The sequence below is a fragment of the Xanthomonas sp. fls2-241-TYG-148 genome, from assembly GCF_030208815.1.
Classification (GTDB): Bacteria; Pseudomonadota; Gammaproteobacteria; order Xanthomonadales; family Xanthomonadaceae; genus Xanthomonas; species Xanthomonas campestris.
In genome coordinates, this window is the sequence record NZ_JARVTE010000004.1 from 165,264 (window position 1) to 182,783 (window position 17,520).

Annotated in this window: 16 protein-coding genes; 9 read left to right on the plus strand and 7 right to left on the minus strand. The window is 68.4% G+C overall.

Features of this window, described 5'->3' with window-relative positions:
• Positions 1-105: 105 nt before the first annotated feature.
• The 4 genes from yccS to purH form a co-directional block, all read right to left on the minus strand.
• Positions 106-2,319: a YccS family putative transporter gene (gene yccS / locus QRM60_RS08710; RefSeq protein WP_285445985.1), complete on the minus strand. Its 2,214-nt coding sequence runs from the start codon at positions 2,317-2,319 to the stop codon at positions 106-108.
• A 117-nt stretch (positions 2,320-2,436) separates the two neighbouring features.
• Positions 2,437-3,732, minus strand: a complete 1,296-nt coding sequence (gene purD / locus QRM60_RS08715; RefSeq protein WP_285445986.1) for a phosphoribosylamine--glycine ligase — start codon at positions 3,730-3,732, stop codon at positions 2,437-2,439.
• Between the two features lie 32 nt (positions 3,733-3,764).
• Positions 3,765-4,610, minus strand: a complete 846-nt coding sequence (locus QRM60_RS08720; RefSeq protein WP_285445987.1) for a hypothetical protein — start codon at positions 4,608-4,610, stop codon at positions 3,765-3,767.
• Positions 4,611-4,633: 23 nt separating this feature from the next.
• Positions 4,634-6,217, minus strand: coding sequence for a bifunctional phosphoribosylaminoimidazolecarboxamide formyltransferase/IMP cyclohydrolase (purH, locus tag QRM60_RS08725; RefSeq protein WP_285445988.1), 1,584 nt, complete (start codon positions 6,215-6,217; stop codon positions 4,634-4,636).
• A 75-nt stretch (positions 6,218-6,292) separates the two neighbouring features.
• On the opposite strand from purH, the gene QRM60_RS08730 reads away from it, so the two are divergent.
• The 8 genes from QRM60_RS08730 to QRM60_RS08765 are packed head-to-tail and all read left to right on the plus strand — an operon-like array spanning position 6,293 to position 14,236.
• On the plus strand, positions 6,293-6,907 hold the full coding sequence (locus QRM60_RS08730; protein ID WP_285446034.1) for a CDP-alcohol phosphatidyltransferase family protein: 615 nt from the start codon (positions 6,293-6,295) through the stop codon (positions 6,905-6,907).
• 54 nt (positions 6,908-6,961) lie between these two features.
• Positions 6,962-8,725, plus strand: coding sequence for a bifunctional alpha/beta hydrolase/class I SAM-dependent methyltransferase (locus tag QRM60_RS08735; RefSeq protein ID WP_285445989.1), 1,764 nt, complete (start codon positions 6,962-6,964; stop codon positions 8,723-8,725).
• Complete coding sequence (locus QRM60_RS08740; RefSeq protein WP_285445990.1) at positions 8,722-10,059, plus strand: phosphatase PAP2/dual specificity phosphatase family protein; 1,338 nt, start codon at positions 8,722-8,724, stop codon at positions 10,057-10,059. Before QRM60_RS08735 ends, QRM60_RS08740 begins: the two co-directional genes overlap by 4 nt.
• Entirely contained in the window at positions 10,056-10,499 is a 444-nt protein-coding gene (locus QRM60_RS08745; protein ID WP_115529741.1) for a hypothetical protein, read from the plus strand. The genes QRM60_RS08740 and QRM60_RS08745 overlap by 4 nt, the downstream gene beginning before the upstream one ends.
• Positions 10,496-11,989 carry a TIGR04222 domain-containing membrane protein gene (locus QRM60_RS08750; protein WP_285445991.1) on the plus strand — a complete coding sequence of 498 codons (1,494 nt, stop codon included), beginning with the start codon at positions 10,496-10,498 and terminating at the stop codon, positions 11,987-11,989. The genes QRM60_RS08745 and QRM60_RS08750 overlap by 4 nt, the downstream gene beginning before the upstream one ends.
• Entirely contained in the window at positions 11,989-12,636 is a 648-nt protein-coding gene (locus QRM60_RS08755) for a CDP-alcohol phosphatidyltransferase family protein (protein ID WP_070689533.1), read from the plus strand. The genes QRM60_RS08750 and QRM60_RS08755 overlap by 1 nt, the downstream gene beginning before the upstream one ends.
• Positions 12,633-13,265: a lysophospholipid acyltransferase family protein gene (locus QRM60_RS08760; RefSeq protein ID WP_042597267.1), complete on the plus strand. Its 633-nt coding sequence runs from the start codon at positions 12,633-12,635 to the stop codon at positions 13,263-13,265. Before QRM60_RS08755 ends, QRM60_RS08760 begins: the two co-directional genes overlap by 4 nt.
• A complete protein-coding gene (locus tag QRM60_RS08765) occupies positions 13,262-14,236 on the plus strand; it encodes a phosphatidate cytidylyltransferase (protein WP_012437216.1) in 975 nt (324 codons plus the stop codon). Before QRM60_RS08760 ends, QRM60_RS08765 begins: the two co-directional genes overlap by 4 nt.
• Before the next feature lie 289 nt (positions 14,237-14,525).
• Here the strand turns inward: QRM60_RS08765 and fis are convergent, their stop codons facing one another.
• The 3 genes from fis to QRM60_RS08780 all read right to left on the minus strand — a co-directional run bounded on the left by fis (position 14,526) and on the right by QRM60_RS08780 (position 16,877).
• The gene (fis, locus tag QRM60_RS08770; RefSeq protein WP_011035757.1) at positions 14,526-14,798 is read right to left on the minus strand and encodes a DNA-binding transcriptional regulator Fis; all 273 of its coding nucleotides are present in this window, start codon (positions 14,796-14,798) and stop codon (positions 14,526-14,528) included.
• 115 nt (positions 14,799-14,913) lie between these two features.
• Positions 14,914-16,212: a DUF3426 domain-containing protein gene (locus QRM60_RS08775; RefSeq protein ID WP_285445992.1), complete on the minus strand. Its 1,299-nt coding sequence runs from the start codon at positions 16,210-16,212 to the stop codon at positions 14,914-14,916.
• 287 nt (positions 16,213-16,499) lie between these two features.
• Positions 16,500-16,877: a helix-turn-helix transcriptional regulator gene (locus tag QRM60_RS08780; protein ID WP_011035759.1), complete on the minus strand. Its 378-nt coding sequence runs from the start codon at positions 16,875-16,877 to the stop codon at positions 16,500-16,502.
• A gap of 148 nt (positions 16,878-17,025) precedes the next feature.
• Between QRM60_RS08780 and QRM60_RS08785 the strand changes: the two genes are divergently transcribed.
• Positions 17,026-17,520, plus strand: a complete 495-nt coding sequence (locus QRM60_RS08785; protein WP_161962827.1) for a hypothetical protein — start codon at positions 17,026-17,028, stop codon at positions 17,518-17,520.

Sequence of the window (17,520 nt, forward strand, 5' to 3'; positions counted from 1 at the left end):
TGAAATGCGCGTGATCGTTGGACGCAGGCCTCTCGTGTGTGGCCACGTGCAGGTGCTGACGACATGGCAGAGACGGCGGTGTGCCGATCGCGCACTGCCTACAGGTTAAGCGCCCTGCAGCGCCTTGGGCGCGGTGGTCTCGACCGGGGCGGCGGTGACCGCCACCGCTGCGGCGCGGAGCTTGGGCAGCAGGCGCAGGGTCAGCGCCAGTTGGTCACGCACCAACCGCTGTTTGGGTGGAAGTTGCACGGCGTGCTGCTCGAGTGCATCGGCCATGGCCAGTTCTTCGGTTTCATCGTGCACAGGTAGCACCTGGCGCAGGCTGAGTGCGTTGGCGATCTCGCCGAGTGTGCGCTGCAGGTAATCGCCGGCCTGGGCAATGCCGGCGTCTTGTTCGCCATCGAGTGCGGCGCGGTGCGCGCCCAGTGCCGACAGATACCCCAGCAGCGTGTTGGACAACGCCAGAAAGCGGAAGCCCGCGTCCAGGTTGCGGCGGTAACGGCCGGGTTCGCGCAGCATGTTCGACAGCGCCACCGACAACGCGGCATCGGCGTTGTGCATGTCGCGCCGGGCGATGCGGTACGGCAGATCATCACGCATGCCGCTGGCGTACTGCTCCAGCACCTGCGCCAGATAGCGCGCGCAGCTGGCCAGCACGGTGGCCATCACCTGGTTGAGGCGGCGGCCTTGCCAGTCCGGCAGGATCAGGAACGAGGCGGCAGCGGCAATGGCGCAGCCGATCACGGTGTCGATCAGGCGTGGCCAGATCAGCACGAAGCCATCGCCGAGCAGGTTGAAGCAGAACAGCGCCATCACTGTGATGCCGGCGGTGGCCAGCATGTAGCGGTCGGTGCGGGTGATGAAGAAGATCAGCGCTGCGGCCAGTGCGAGCAGCAACTGCACTTCGGTGCCGGGGAACAACTGCATCAACGCCCAGGTGGCGATCAGGCCGATCAAGGTGCCGGCAATGCGTTGCACAAGCCGTAGCCGCGTGGCGCCGTAATTGGGCCGGCACACGAACGCGGTGGTGAGCAGGATCCAGTACCCGTTGTCGGCATGTATCGATTGCATGACTGCGTAGCCCACCACCAGTGCAATGGCCATGCGCAGGCCGTGGCGGAACAGCACCGAGCCGGGCGTGAGTTGCTGACCGAGGCGAGCGGCCATCTCGCGCACGGTGTGCGGCGAGGAATCGCGCAGGCGGGTGTCGAGGTTGTCGCTGGTGGAATCGAATTGCGCCGCTTCGGACAGCCGCCGCTCGATGGTCTGCAGGTTGGTGACCAGCAATTCCAGCGCGCCGAGCAGGCGGGTGAGCGCGGGGTCGGCGCGGGCGTGCAGGTAGTCCAGCGACTGGCGCAGATCGTCGGTGGCCAGCCGGCTGTGATCGCCGTAATCGAACGGCTGGCGCAGCCGGATCGCCTCGCCTAGCGCGGCGCAGGCCTTGCCCTGCAGCGCGAGCAGGCGCTGGCAGCGGTACAGCACATCGCTGTGGAAGAACGCGTCGGTCAGGGCTTCGTATGGGTAGTGCGAGGAGCTGGCGCGTTCGTGGAATTCCTGCGCCATGTAGTACAGCCGGAAGTACAGCCCGGACTGCACGCCCGGCCGGCCGGAGCGGCCGAAGCGGCTCATGATCGCGGTCTTGGCCGCATTGAGCGCGCCCACCACCTTGGCGTTCTGTTCGGCCAGCGCCAGCCGGCGTGCATGCAGGTCGCTTTGCCGCACCGGTTCGAACAGGTCGGCCTTGAGCGTGAGGTAGCGGCCCAGTTCGAAGAACAGCCGCGACAGCCGCTCGCGCACCGGGCGATTGGCGAACAGGATGGTCCACAGGATCGACAGCACGCCGTACCAGGTGGCGCCGGCCAGCAGCAGCGCTGCGCCATGCCAGGCGATGCGCGGATCGTGGCTGCCGTGCTGGTCCATGCCGATCATGGCGTAGATCGACAAGGCCACCGTGGCCTGCGCGATCGAGGCGTAGCGCTCGCCCAGCGCGCCCAGCAGGGTGAGCGAGAAGGTGGCCACGGCCATGCCGGTGACGAACGCCAGCGGATACGGGAACAGGACTACCACCGCGGCTGCAGCCGCAGCGAAGCACAGCAGCGAGAGCAGCACCGATTTGCTGCGGCCCAGCCAGTTGTCGTCGGTCTCGGCGATGGCGCTGGCGATCGCGCCCAGGAACAGCGCCGGCACCGCGGTGAGCTGCTGCCAGTGCCAGCACAGGCCCATGGCCACCGCCAGCGCGATGAACACACGCAGGCCATAGCTGGCCTTTTCATGGGCCCACAGGCGGCTGAGGCGGGATTCGAACGAAGTGGTGGCCACGGTCTCTGAAGGGCAAGCGTGCCCGGGCATTATTGCCGCAGGCACGCGCCGCCGGTGTGCAGGCCGGCTAGTCCTTTGTCAGTAGGCGGCGTGACCGCCGCCGCTGCACGCCATGTATCAGCCCTGCGCGTCGCGCTCGCGGGCGATTGCACGCCAGCCGATATCGCTGCGCTGGAAGGCGTTGGGCCAGTGGATCGGCTGCAGGCCGGCATACGCGGTGCGCTGTGCGTCCTGCACGCTGTCGCCCAGGGCGGCCACGCACAGCACGCGGCCACCGGCGCTGATCACCTGCCCGTCGGCATTCAACGCGGTGCCGGCGTGGAAGACCTTGGCGTTGGCCGGCACCTGGTCCAGGCCGGTGATAACCTCGCCGGTGACCGGGGTGTCCGGATAGGGCTTTGCGGCGATGACCACGCCCAGCGACGGGCGCGGGTCCCACTGCGCCTGCGCGGTGTCGAGGGTGCCGTCGATGGCCGCTTCCACCAGATCGACCAGATCCGATTGCAGGCGCAGCATCACCGGCTGGGTTTCCGGGTCGCCGAAGCGCACGTTGAATTCGATCACCTTGGGCGCGCCGTGCGCATCGATCATCAGCCCGGCGTAGAGGAAGCCGGTGAACGGCACACCGTCGGCGATCATGCCCTGCACGGTCGGCTCGACCACCTCGCGCATCACCCGCGCATGCACCTCGGGCGTGACCACCGGCGCCGGCGAATACGCGCCCATGCCGCCGGTGTTCGGGCCGGTGTCACCATCGCCCACGCGCTTGTGGTCCTGGCTGGTGGCCATCGGCAAGGCGTGTGTGCCGTCGACCATCGAGATGAAGCTGGCTTCTTCGCCGTCCAGAAATTCTTCGATCACCACGCGTGCGCCGGCATCGCCGAACGCATTGCCCGAGAGCATGTCGCGCACCGCGTCTTCGGCCTCGCCCAGCGTCATCGCCACGATCACGCCCTTGCCGGCCGCCAGGCCGTCGGCCTTGATCACGATCGGTGCGCCCTTCTCGCGCACGTAGGCCAGCGCGGCGTCCACCTCGGTGTGGACCGCGTAATACGCGGTGGGAATGCCGTGGCGAGCCAGGAAGTCCTTGGCGAACGCCTTGCTGCCTTCCAGCTGCGCAGCCTTGGCGGTGGGCCCGAAGATGCGCAGGCCAGCGGCGTGAAAACGGTCGACCACGCCCAGCACCAGCGGCACTTCCGGGCCGACCACGGTGAGCGCAACGGCCTCGCGCTGTGCCAGCGCCAGCAGGCCATCCAGGTCATCGACCTTGATCGCCACGTTGCGGCACTTGGCTTCGGTGGCGGTGCCGGCATTGCCCGGTGCGACCAGCACCTCGCTCACGCGCGCGGACTGCGCGATCTTCCAGGCCAGGGCATGTTCACGGCCGCCGGAGCCGATGACGAGGATTTTCAAGAGGGCTGCTCGCTAGTACGGGGGAGGGGGCGCTACCTGCAATCTTCGCGCTGCAGGGCGTTGGGGAAGGGGTAGGTCCAGGTCTTGGTGTCGAGCGCGAACGTATGCGTGGTGTCCAGCGCAACGCCGCAATCGGTGCCGTGTTCGTGGATCTGCAGCGGCCAGGTGCGCGCCTGGATGTTGCTGCTGTCCACGTCCAGGGTGAAGTCGACATTGAAGGCTTCGGCGCGGCATTGCGCCTCGGTCTGGTCCGGCTCGCGCGCATCGTCTTCGCAGCTGATGGAGCCGCTGTTGTCGATATGGGCGCGGAGCGAGCCGGCGTTGGCCAGGCCCTTGGGGCCGGGCACCACCAGGTCCTGGGATTCGAGCAGCAGGCCCTGGCCCATCCAGAAGCTGTGCACGATGAAGCCATAAAAGTCGCTGCCCAGGCGCAGGATGTCCACGCTGCCGGGCTGGCCATCGCTGCCGAAGGTGTCGGACAGCTTCTCCGCCACCACCTTGAAGCCATCGCCTTCGCCGCGCAGCACGAAGAAGTCGACCAGGCCCGGATTGCCGTGGCCGCCGTCCCTCAGGCTGTGGCAGACCGCCAGCAGTTGCTGCACCTGCTCGCCCACCACTACCGGTTGTTCGGCGCACACCTGGCTGTTGGCCTTGAAGCCATCGGCCTCACCGGCCCAGTCGGCCGACAGGCTGGCCTTGTCGCCATAGCGCGTGCGCACGAACGCCTCCAGCCGCGCAGTGCGGCTGAGGTGGGGCGTGGCAGCCGGCGTGGCCGGCGCCTTGGTGGCAGGCGCCGCGGTGGGTGCGGGAGCCTGCTTGCATCCACCCAGCAGGGCGGCCGCCGCCAGCAGCGCGGCCAGTGCGTGCGATCGGTGCATCGGGACGGTCCTTGTCGTGTGGATCAATGCCGGAAGTGACGCACGCCGGTGAACACCATCGCCAGACCGTGTTCGTCGGCGGCGGCGATCACTTCGCCATCGCGCATCGAACCGCCCGGCTGGATCACCGCCTGGATGCCGGCCGCCGCCGCGGCATCGATGCCGTCGCGGAACGGGAAGAATGCATCCGATGCCATCACCGAGCCGGCCACCTCGAGCTTGGCTTCTTCGGCCTTGAGCGCCGCAATCTTGGCGCTGACCACGCGGCTCATCTGCCCGGCGCCCACACCAATGGTGCGGCTGTCCTTGGCATACACGATCGCGTTGGATTTGACGTACTTGGCCACGCGCCAGGCAAACAGCAGATCGGCCAGTTCGGCATCGCTGGGTGCGCGCTTTGTGACCACGCTCAGCTCGCCCAGGGACATGCCGCGGTTGTCGGCCGACTGCATCAGCAGGCCAGAGCCAATCCGCTTGGTGTCGTAGTTGTTGAGGCCCGCGCCGTGCGGGATCTTGAGCACGCGCACGTTGGCCTTCTTGGTCGCGTAGTCGAGCGCGCCGGGCTCGTAGTCCGGGGCGATCAGCACTTCGACGAACTGGCGGTCCAGGATGGCCTTGGCGGTGGCCGCATCCAGCGTGCGGTTGAACGCCAGGATGCCGCCGAACGCGCTGGTGGGGTCGGTGGCATAGGCCAGCTCATAGGCATCGCCGCAGGCCACGCCCACCGCCACGCCGCACGGGTTAGCGTGCTTGACGATCACGCAGGCGCAGCGCTCGAACTGGCGTACGCATTCCCACGCCGCATCGGCATCGGCCAGGTTGTTGTAGCTCAGTTCCTTGCCCTGCAGCTGCTGGAAGGTCGCCAGCGTGCCCGGCACCGGATACAGGTCGCGGTAGAACGCGCCGGACTGGTGCGGGTTCTCGCCGTAACGCAGGTCCATCACCTTGATGAAATTGGAATTGATCTGCGCCGGGAACGGGCTACGCGTGGGCACGCTCTCCGCACTGTCAGCCACAGCCGAGAGATAGTTGCTGATCGCCGCGTCGTACTGCGCCACGCGGTTGAACGCGGCCACCGACAGCGAAAAGCGCTGGGCCGCCGAGAGCTGGCCGTTGTTGGCCTCCAGCTCGGCTAGCAGGTTGGCGTATTGCGCCGGGTCGGTGGCCACCGCCACGCGCGCGAAATTCTTCGCCGCGCTGCGCAGCATCGCCGGGCCGCCGATATCGATGTTTTCCACCGCATCGGCCAGCGTGCAGTCGGCCTTGGCGGTGACCGACTCGAACGGATACAGGTTGAGCACCAGCAGGTCGATCGGCGCGATGCCGTGTTCGGCCATTACTGCTTCGTCGACACCGGCGCGGCCGAGCAGGCCGCCGTGCACCAGCGGGTGCAGGGTCTTGACGCGGCCGTCCATCATTTCCGGGAAACCGGTCAACTCGGCTACGTCCTTCACCGGCAGGCCCGCATCGCGGATTGCCTTGGCGGTGCCGCCGGTGGACAGCAGCTCGACATTGCGCGCCACCAGCGCGCGGGCCAGGTCGATCAAGCCGGTCTTGTCGGAAACAGAGAGCAGGGCCCGGCGCACGGGCAGGAAATCAGAGGCCATGGATGAAAGGGCAGTCGTTGCGGGGCAGCCGATATTGTAGGCTGCGCCAGCGCTCGAATGGACTCAACCACCGGTATGGCCTCGATCTATGCTCTGAAAGGACGCTTCCAGGACCTGCTGCGGCCCATGGTTGGCGCGCTCTACCGCGGCGGCATCACCGCCAATCAGGTCACCCTGATCGCGGCAGCCATCTCGGTGCTGGTGGCCGCGGTGGTGTACCGCGCCGGCGCCAGCTGGCCGCTGCTGTATCTGTTGCTGCCGGTGTGGATGCTGCTGCGCATGGCGCTCAACGCCATCGACGGCATGCTGGCGCGCGAGTTCGGCCAGCAATCGCGCCTGGGCGCCTACCTCAACGAGCTGTGCGACGTGGTTGCCGATGCAACCTTGTACTTGAGCCTGCTCGGCGTGCCCGGCGTCAACGCCAGCGCGCTATGGAGCTTTGCGCTGCTGGCCGCGCTGACCGAATACGCCGGCGTGCTCGGGCTGATGGTCGGCGCCGGCCGCCGCTACGACGGGCCGATGGGCAAGAGCGACCGTGCCTTCGTCATCGGTGCGCTCGGTCTGGCACTGGCGTTTGGCCTGCTCGGTGGGCATGGCGTCACCGGGGTCGCGCTGCTGCTGTGCCTGGCCTGCGCTGCAACCGTGTGGCGGCGCGTGCGCGCCGGCCTGGCCGACGCCGCTGCGCGCTGACGCGCAGCGCCCGGTTTTCTCGATCCCCAACCTCTTTCTTCTCAGGATGATCCGATGCGCACAGTTGTAGAGCGCGAGTTCGCCAGTTTCGACGGTGCGCCCCTGTTTTATCGGCACTGGCCGCTGCAGGCCACTGCCGATGCCGCGACGCCGCCCAAGGCCGTGGTGTTGCTGCACCGTGGGCACGAGCATTCCGGGCGGGTGATGCACCTGGCCGAAGAATTGCAGCTGCCGGACGCGCAGTTCTTTGCCTGGGATGCACGCGGCAACGGGCGCTCGCCCGGCGCGCGCGGCGACGCGCCCGGCTTCGACGCGCTAGTGCGCGACCTGGACAGTTTCATTGCGCACATCGGTGCCACCCACGGCATCGCGGTGCAGGACATCGTGGTGATCGCGCAGAGCGTGGGCGCGGTGGTGGCATCCACCTGGGTGCATGACTACGCGCCGCCGCTGCGCGCGCTGGTGCTGGCCTCGCCGGCGTTCAAGGTCAAGTTGTACGTGCCGTTTGCACGCGCGGGGCTGGCGCTGATGCAGGCGCTGCGCGGCAACTTCTTCGTCAACAGCTACGTCAAGCCGCAGTGGCTGACGCATGATCCGGCGCGCGTGGAAAGCTACCGCACCGATCCGTTGATCACCCGGCCGATTTCGGTGCGTGTGCTGCTGGGGCTGTACGCGGCGGCCGACCGCGTGGTGGCCGATGCGCAGGCGATCACCGTGCCGACCCAATTGCTGGTCTCCGGCGCGGATTTCGTGGTGCATCGGGGCCCGCAGGACCGCTTTTACGAGAACCTGCGCTCGCCGATCAAGCAACGGCATTTTCTGCCCGGGTTCTTCCACGACACCTTGGGTGAGCGCGACCGTGCGGTGGCGATTGCGCAGATTCGTCAGTTCGTCAGCGAGCGCTTTGCGCAGCCACCGGTGCGCGCGGACCTGCGCGATGCGCATCGTACGGGCCCGAGTTTCGAAGAAGCCGAACGCCTGGCCTGGCCGCCGCAACGCAACAGCCTGCAAGACCTGCGCTGGCGCGGTGTGCGTGCGGGCCTGCGGCTGGGTGGCACGTTGTCCGACGGCATCGCGCTGGGCCTGCAGACCGGCTTCGATTCCGGCAGCACGCTGGATTACATCTATCGCAACCAGGCGCGTGGGCGCGGCCCGCTCGGCCGCATGATCGACCGCAATTACCTCAACGCCATCGGCTGGCGCGGCATCCGCATCCGTGGTGCGCATCTGGGCGAATTGCTGCGCGCAACCGCCACCCGCCTGCGCCAGGCCGGGCAACCGGTGCGCGTGCTGGACATCGCCGCCGGGCATGGCCGCTACGTGCTGGAAGCGCTGGGCAGCGGCGCGCAACGTGCCGATGCGATCGTGCTGCGCGACTTCAGCCCGCTCAACGTCACCCAGGGCGCGGCGTTGATCCAGGCGCTGGGTGCCGGCGACATCGCCCGGTTCGAGCAGGGCGATGCGTTCGATCCGGTCTCGGTGGGCGCGGTGGACCCGGCGCCCACGCTGGCGGTGGTGTCGGGCCTGTACGAACTGTTTGCCGACAACGACCAGGTGGCGCGCTCGCTCGCTGGCGTGGCCGCGGCGGTGCCGCCCGGCGGCTATCTGCTCTACACCGGGCAGCCCTGGCATCCGCAGCTGGAATTCATTGCGCGCGCACTCACCAGCCACCGCGATGGCGTGGCCTGGGTGATGCGCCGGCGCAGCCAGCAGGAGATGGACGGCCTGGTGGAAGCGGCCGGGTTTCGCAAGGTGGACCAGCGCATCGACGCGTTCGGCATCTTCACCGTGTCGCTGGCGCAGCGGATCAACGCATGAATGCAGGCGCGCGCCCGTTCGCTCGCGCCGCGCTGTGGCTGGCGGTGCTGGGGCCGTTCTTCTTCCTCAGCTACGGGCTGGCCAATACCTTGGCCGGGCGCGCGGCCAGCGTGCCGTCGGTGGTGTTCGGCTGGGAACACGGCATGCCGTTCTGGCCGTGGACCATCGTGCCGTATTGGTCTATCGACGTGTTCTACGCGGTGTCGTTTTTTACCTGCCGCACGCGGCGGCAACTGGACACGCATGCACTGCGCCTGTTCACCGCACAGCTGCTGTGCGTGAGCTGTTTCCTGCTGTGGCCGTTGCGCTACAGCTTCGTACGGCCCGACACCGAGGGCGTGTTCGGGTGGTTGTTTGCGGTGCTGCTGGGCTTCGATAAGCCTTACAACCAGGCACCATCGCTGCACATCGTGCTGCTGGTGGTGCTGTGGGTGCGCTACGGCGCGCAGCTGCAGGGCGTGTTGCGTTGGCTGCTGCATGCATGGTTCGCGCTGATCGGCATCTCGGTACTCACCACCTATCAGCATCATTTCATCGACGTACCCACCGGGCTGGCGGCCGGGTGGCTGTGCGTGTGGCTGTGGCCCGAGCGCATCGCAGCACCGTGGACCGATGCACGCCTTGCGCGCGACTCGCGGCGCTGGCGGCTGGCGGCGCTGTATCTGGGTGGCGCAGGCGTGACGGCTGGCCTGGCGCTGTGGCTGGGCGGTGCAGCGCTGTGGCTGCTGTGGATGAGTGGCGCGCTGCTGCTGGTGGCGCTCAATTACGCACTGCTGGGGCCGGGCGGGTTTCAAAAGCGCAGCGACGGGCAACTGAGCCTGGCCGCGCGCTGGTGGTATGCCCCCTATCTGCTGGCAGCCTGGTGCAACTCGCGGCTGTGGACGCGGCGCGCGCCGTTGCCGCGCGCGGTGTGCGACGACGTGTGGTTGGGGCGGATTCCGTTGCCGGCGCAGCGCGCGGCATTCGCGGTGGTGGTGGATGTCAGTGCGGAACTGTCGTTGCGCCATGCGCATGCGAACGACCGCATCATTCCGATGCTGGATCTGGTGGCGCCGGCGCCCGCCAGCCTGCGTGCTGCCGCGCAGGCGATCGAGGCCGCGCGCGCGCATGGGCCGGTGCTGGTGTGCTGCGCGCTGGGCTATTCGCGCAGTGCGGCCAGCGTGGTGACGTGGCTGGTGCTCAGCCAGCGCGCGGCCAGCGTCAGCGAGGCCATGGCTTGCGTGCGCGCGGCGCGCCCGTCGATCGTGCTGGGGCCTCATCACCAGGCGGCGATTGCCGCTGCGTGTGCCGGCGATGCTGCGGCCGATGCGCCTATCGCGCAGGTGCCGGCATGACCGCGGTGATGACGCTGGCCAGCATGCGCGCGCTGTTGCGCCAGGGCGCGGCAATCGACCGTTGCTCGGTGCTGCTGCTGGCCGCTGCCGTGTTGTTGCTGGGCATCACCGACGCACCACGGGTTGTGCAAATTGCCTATGCGCTGAGCGCGTTGGCCAGCCTTGCGCAGCGCTATTGGGCGTTTCGGGTGGGCTTGGACGCCGACCTGCTCGACGCGGTGCTCGGCCAGCTGGAACGCGGTCATGCCGATGACACTCAAGCCGCCCAGCAACTCGACCAGGCCTTGCAAGACATCGGGCTGCTGCGCCATGCACCGCCTGTACGTGATTGGAGTGCGCGTTGGCGCGGCATGCGCGGCCTGCTGCGCACGCAGCTGCTGTACGCCGCCTTGCAGGTGCTGGGGTTGGCGATCGGCCTGCTGGCCAAGGGGATGCTGTGACCACCTCGCCGGCGGTGCCACTGCAGGCCACACCTGAGCAGCACGCGTTATGGCTGCGGCTGCAGGCGTATGCCTTCGGCTCCGATGCGGATGCCTTGCCTGCCTTCGAGCGCCGCGTCGCCCAGCAGGCGCATTGCAGCGTGGCGGTGGCGCAGCAACTGGTGGAGGAATACCGGCGCTTCTGTTTTCTGGTCTGCACCAGCACCGCGCAGGCCACGCCCAGCCCCTTGGTCGATCAGGTCTGGCACACCCACCTCACCGACACCCGCGAGTACTGGGACAGCTTTTGCCCGCAGGTGTTGCAGACCACGCTGCATCACCAGCCCGGCCGCGGCAGCGCCGCCGAGGATGCGCGCTTCCAGCAGCAATACCGCGCCACGCTGGAGCGGTATCAGCTGCAGTTTGGCGCGCCGCCGGCGCTGCTGTGGCCGGCCCCGCGGCCGGCTCCCACAGCTGTGCCCGCGGCGCACGATGACGCGTCCGCGGCCGCGTTACGTGCGCTGCGCGGCAAGCCAGCACCGCCGTCGGTCAGGCGACTCCCGCGCGCAGTCATCGGCTGGGCGCTTGCCGCGGCGGTCGCCGCCTGGCTGGCCTACTGGGCCAATGGCGGCATACCGCAGCCGTTGCAGTGGCGCGGGGTCCACTTCCTGCCGTTTTTCATCACGCTGATCGCGCTGGGCTGGTCCACGGCGGCGTGGTTGCGGCGGGCATTGCGTGGTGGCCGCGCACGTGCGGTCGATGCCGTTGATGCCAGCGAATTCGCCTACCTGAGCGGTGGCGCCGATCGCGTTGCCGATCTGTTGTTCACCGAGTTGCTGGTGCGCAACGCGGTTTATCTGGACCGCGATGAGGATGCACAGGCACGGCGATGGGTGCGATGGCAGCCGCGCATTGCGGTGCCGCCTGCACTGGAACCGGCGCTGCAGGCGCTGCGCAGTGCCGAAGATCCCACCGTGGCCTGGCAGGCCCTGCGCGGGCTTGCCGGGCCGGTCAGACAGCAATTGATCGACAAGGGCCTGTGGCTTGCGCCTGGCGCTGCGCGCGGGGTGCGCGTTGTCAGCACCCTGCCCGTGGCAGTGGTGTGGGTGCTGGGCGCATGCAAGCTGGTGATTGGCGTGCAGGGCGGGTCTCCGGTGGGGTACCTGCTCGGCTGCATGGTGCTGACCAGCGTGCTGGTCCTGGGGTTTTTGCTGGTGCCGGTGCGGCGCACCCTGGCCGGTGATGCGCGTCTGCAGGCGCGCCGGCAGGCAGTGCGCCGCGATGCTGCGCGGACCGGCGCCGATCCGGGCGAGGCCGTGGCGCTGTACGGCACGGTGGCGTTGGTCGGCACACCCTGGGCCAGTTACCACGAGATCCGCGCACCGAACACGCATCACCACGACAGCACGGGGAGCAGCTGCGGCGGTGGTGGTGACGGCGGCGATGGAGGAGGCGACAGCGGCGGCGATGGTGGCGGCGGCTGTGGTGGATGTGGCGGGGGAGGCGACTGATGGCACACGAGACCACCGGCCTGCGTGCGCGGCAACGGCAGCTGGCACGCGCGTTGCGCGGACGCGGCGCCACACCCAATGGCGTGTCGTGGGTGGGCATCGCCTTCGCGGCGCTGGCCGGGCTGATGTTCTACATCGGCTTGAGCGCGCCGACGCGCGAAGGTGCCGCACCGCTGCTGCTGGCCTTGCTCGGACTGCAGGGGCGGCTGTGGTGCAACCGTCTGGATGGCGTGCTGGCGCGACAGGCGCGGCTGGTGTCGCGCGCCGGTGAGGTCTACAACGACGCACCGGATCGCCTGTCGGATGTGCTGGTGTGCATCGGCCTGGGCTACGGGCTACAGGCCAGCGTGCCGTGGGCCGCGCAACTGGGCTGGGCCGCGGCGTTGTGCTGCGTGGCCACCGCCTACGTGCGCATGCTCGGGCTGGCCTGTGGCACCGCCGAGCCGCGGCAGGGGCCAATGAGCCGCGTGCAGCGCATGCACTGGTTGTCGTTGATGACCGTGCTGGCACTGCCGCTGCAATGGATGGGCCAGCCGCGTGCGGCGGCGTGGGTGTTGATTGGCGCACTGGCGGTGTTGATCGCCGGTGCGGTGCTGACGGTGGTGTTGCGGCTGCGCATGATCGTGCGCGCATTGGAGTGGACATGATTGCCCGTTTGATCGCACGTGCCTGCAGTGGCGCCATCCGCACCCTCACCGGTGCCCGCGCGTTGTGGCGCGGCTGCGCGCCGTCCAACGAACGCCGCGTGTACTACGGCAACCACGCCAGCCACGGCGACTTCGTGCTGATCTGGTCCTCGCTGCCGGCCAGCCTGCGGCATGAAGTCCGCCCGGTGGCCGCGGCCGATTACTGGCAACGCACCGCGCTGCGCCGCTACCTGATCCACGCGGTGTTCAACGGCGTGCTGATCGAACGCGATGCGGCGCGCCGCACTCGCGACCCGATCGAATGCCTGTGCGATGCAGTGGACGCTGGCGATTCGCTGATCCTGTTTCCCGAAGGCACGCGCAATCCCGACGAGGGCGTGTTGCCGTTCAAAAGCGGGCTGTATCACCTGGCGCGGCAACGCCCGGAACTGGAGTTCGTGCCGGTGTGGATCGATAACCTCAAGCGCGTGATGCCCAAAGGCAAATGGCTGCCGCTGCCGCTGCTATGCACCACCACTTTCGGTGCGCCATTACGGCTGGAGGCCGACGAAGACAAGCAGGCGTTTCTGGCACGTGCGCGTGAGGCGCTGCTGGCGTTGTCGCCGGACCAGCTGGAGGCACGCGCATGAATCCGTATGCGTTCAGTGGGCAGTTGCAGCAGTCCTCGATGCACCAGCAGACGCTGTGGTTGTTCAGCGGCATTGCGCTGGTGTTGGTGGTGGCCACGCTCATTTCCGAAACCTTGCGTTGGCGCGCGCGCGCGCAGCCCAGCGCGGTGCTCGACAACCTGGTGGCCCGCATCCGCGCCTGGTGGGTGATGGCCGGCGTGGTGGGCATTGCGTTCGTGTTCGGGCGCGCCGGGGTGATCGGGCTGTTTGCGCTGGTGTCGTTGTTTGCGCTGCGCGAGTTCATCACCCTCACGCCCACCCGGCGCGGCGATTACTACGCGCTGCTGGCGGCGTTTTACATCGTGTTGCCCTGGCAGTACGGGCTGGTGTGGACCGGCTGGTATGGCATGTACACGTTGCTGATCCCGGTCTATGCGTTCTTGGTGCTGCCGATCCTGGCCACCATCGGCGGTGACACCACGCGTTATCTCGAGCGCACCGCCAAGGTGCAGTGGGGCTTGATGATCTGCGTGTTCTGCATTTCGCACGTGCCGGCACTGCTGAATCTGGAGATCCCCGGCTATGCCGGGCGGAACCTGCTGTTGATCGCCTTCCTGGTGATCGTGGTGCAGTCCTCGGATGTGTTGCAGTACGTGTGGGGCAAACTGGCCGGCCGGCATCTGATTGCACCGAAGCTGTCGCCGTCCAAGACCGTGGAAGGCTTCATCGGTGGCGTGCTCTCGGCCAGCCTGCTCGGCATGGCGCTGTGGTGGATCACCCCGTTCGCACCGTGGCACGCCTTCGGGCTGGCGCTGGTGGCCAATCTGATGGGCTTCTTCGGCGGGCTGGTGATGTCGGCGATCAAGCGCGATCGCGGCATCAAGGATTGGGGCCACATGATCGAAGGCCACGGCGGCGTGCTCGATCGGCTGGATTCAGTGTGTTTCGCCGCGCCGGTGTTCTTCCACCTGATTCGCTACGGCTGGGCGTAAGCGGTGTGCCGCAGCGCGCCGTCGGCAAGCAGTGACAGCGGCTAAACCGTCAGACCTCGCATGTGCCCAAGTCGTTGCGCCATCGTGGTGCAACCCAGACGTGTTTCATCGCACAGGAAACGCACACACAGCGCAACACCGCCGTTGCGATTCCGCATCCCGCATCCCGCATCCCGAACCTAATTTGCGGTGCAAACCACGCATGTTCATGCGCACAGGGAATGCACACATCGCGCGAAACCGCCGTTGCGATTCCCCAATCCCGATTCCCGATTCCCGATTCCCAAACCTACGTCAGCCCATACTCTTTGAGCTTCTTGCGCAGCGTGGCGCGGTGAATGCCCAGCATGGCCGCGGCGCGGCTCTGATTGCCTTCGCAATGGTTGAGCACTTCGACGAACAACGGGATTTCCATCTCGCGCAGCACGATTTCATACACGTCGTCGGCATCGCTGCCGTCGAGGTCGCGCAAATAGCGGCGCACAGACTGCGCGACGTGTTCGCGCAGCGGCGACTTCGGGGCGCCACGACTGCTGTCAGGACGAGAGGGGGCTGCGTTCAAAGGAGGTTCCCAGTGTCACGAAGCCGGGACGCGTGGCCGGCGAGGGGGAGTGAGTCTAGCGCGTGACCTCACCGCTCGCCACGCCCATGTGGGGTGGCGGTCAGGTCGCGTCCGCTCAACGGAAATCAAAACTGAAGGCGGCCGTGCTCGCGGCCGGTTCGCGCACCCGAAATGCCACCTGCACCGCCTGGCCGGGCGCCAGCGTGTCCTGCGCGGCGGGCGCCTGGCCCAGGTAATCCTGCGGGCTGAACACCCGCGTGCCGATCACCCGGCCGTCGGCATCGGACAGCGACAGCTGTAGCCACGGCCAGGCCTGTGCCCAGCGTGCATCGTTGCGGAAGCTGGCCTGGATCTGCAGCACGCCGGGGTAAGCGGGCAGCGGGCGCACGTCGCGCGTCAGCAGCGTCAGCGTGGCCGGGTCGCGCCACGGCGGCAGCGCGCAGCGCGCCACCGCGCAGGCCGCACTCACCAGCGGGCGCCAGCGCGCATCGCCGGCCAGGCGCGCGCGGTCGGCGATCACGATCTGCAGGCCCAGCAGCAGCACCAGCCCGACCAGCACCGCCCATTGCCAGCCACTGGCGCGCAGGCGCGGCCGGGCCAGGCCGCGGCGGGCGAAGGCGGGTTCCGGCGTGGGGGCCGGAGTTAGGGAGGGGGATGGCGACGCTGGTGTGGGTGTGGGTGTGGATGTGGATGTGGATTTGGATGCCGGTGTGGACGTGGGTGCGGTGACGTCCCGATCTGCCTCTACCTCGGCCTCGGCCGGTGCACCTGCCTCTGCTTCCGGGGCCGGGGCCGCTTGGCGAGCGGCTGGGGCAGGCTGGCCGTCTTGATTCGCCGGGGGGGACGCCTGCGGCGTTTGCGTGACCGTGGCGCCCGGCGCGCTCGCAGCGGACTGCGCTGCAATTGCAGGTTGGTCGGGGGCGTTGGTTGCGTGCGCTGCTGCTGGAGCTACCTGAGCTGCTGGACCTGTAGAAGTTGCTGCAGCTCCGGCTGCTACCGGAGCGATCGCCGCCGCTGCAGTTTGCCGGTCGTCTGCACTGCGGCGCATGGCCGGGTCCGCAGTCTGTGCAGACGAATGCGCCGGCACCGGTGCGGGTGGCGTGGCAGGCAACTGCAGGGGCGACGCAGACAGCGGCGCGTCTCGCCGTGTGGGTGCAATCAGGGTGTCAGGCGCACGTGCAGCGGCGTCTGGCGGGGCGGCCTCCGGGCTGCGCGGTGGCGCTGGCAACGGACGTACCGGCGCCGGAACAGGTGCGGCCAGCGGCGCTGCCACCGGCGCGGATTCGGGGGCAGGCGCTGCGGTGTCGGCCGGCTCGGTCGAAGGCGCGGGCGGGGTCGGGACCAGCGGCGGGGCGGCCGGGGCCGCACGCAGGAACGTGGCAAGCGGGCGGCGCGGAGGCGGAGTCTCGGACATCGGCAGGCGTGCAGCGGGAAGACCGCTATTCAACCACGCGCGCGCCGCATGGCGAACCCGCTGCCGCCGTCAGTGACCGCCGCACCCACCTGTTGCGTGCGGCGCCACGGCGTAGTGCTCAGGGACGTGCCCCCCCATGCCGCAGGCGTCTTCGGACAGGCCGACGTTTTCTCGCGAGCACTGTTTCCAGCGAACACTGCCCTGCGATGAAAATGGATTAGGCACCGCCGCCGCTCCGCACAGGCTCAGGCGACTGCCCCGCGGAGCAACAAGGCCCCGCGTGTAGCTCAGCGCCGCCGGCGCGGCTTGCCTTCGGCCAGCAGCAGATCGAGCAGGCCGGTGCGCTGGCGCGGGGCCAACGCGTCGAAGCGCGACAGCAGCACGCGCTGCTGCTCGTCCAGATGACGGTATTGGGCGGGTTCTTCGGCAATCGAGGACACCGGCGGGCCGAACACGCGCTCACCGCGGCCGGTGGCCAGATATTCGAACGTCATGCCGCTGCGTTTGGCCAGGCCGATCAGGTTGTCCACCGACGGCGCGGTGCCTTCGGCCATCTCCCATTGCGCCACCGCGCTGCGGGTCACGCCCAGTTCGCCGGCCAGGGCTTCCTGGGTCAGCTTGGTCAAGCTGCGGGCCTCGCGTACACGCTCGTATAGCTTGCTCACACGGACACCGGTGGCGGGAACGGGCCGGGAGATATAGCGCCAGCGACGCAATCAAATAGTTCGTATGACTTTCATATCGGCAGATGTTTGCGATACTGGCGTTCGTTGGGTGATCACGACATCACAGCGAACTCAAGGAGGAGCCGTCATGTGCAAACGTCTGTGGGGCCGGCGCGCGGCGCCGCGTCCGAAACCTGTGCCGCCGACACCCTGGCCGGCCTATTCGCCGCTGGATCCGGCCGTGGCGCGCTTTGCGGGTGCGGCCCGTTACCTGGTCTGGCGCCGCGACCAGGACTGGACCGCGGTGATCGACGGGCTGCACTGGGGGCCGGCGCTGGCGCCCCGATGGTGGGCATGGCGACATCGCCATTGGCGGCTGCTGGCCGCTGGCCTAGGCGTGCTGGTCAGTGCGGGCGGGCTGTGGCTCGCCGGTGTGTTCGCCGGCGGCTGGTTGCTGGCGTGGGCGGCGCTGGGTCTGGTCGAGCTGGGCATGCGCGCGTCTGCGGTGCGGCAGGCCAGCCGCTGGCGGTGCGCGGCCCTGCAGCGTGCTGGCTGGCAGCCGGTGACCCATCTGCGCGCCATCAGCGTCGAGGATGCCGTCACCACCGCGCGGATCCGCAGCGGTGAACTCCGGCCAGAGTGA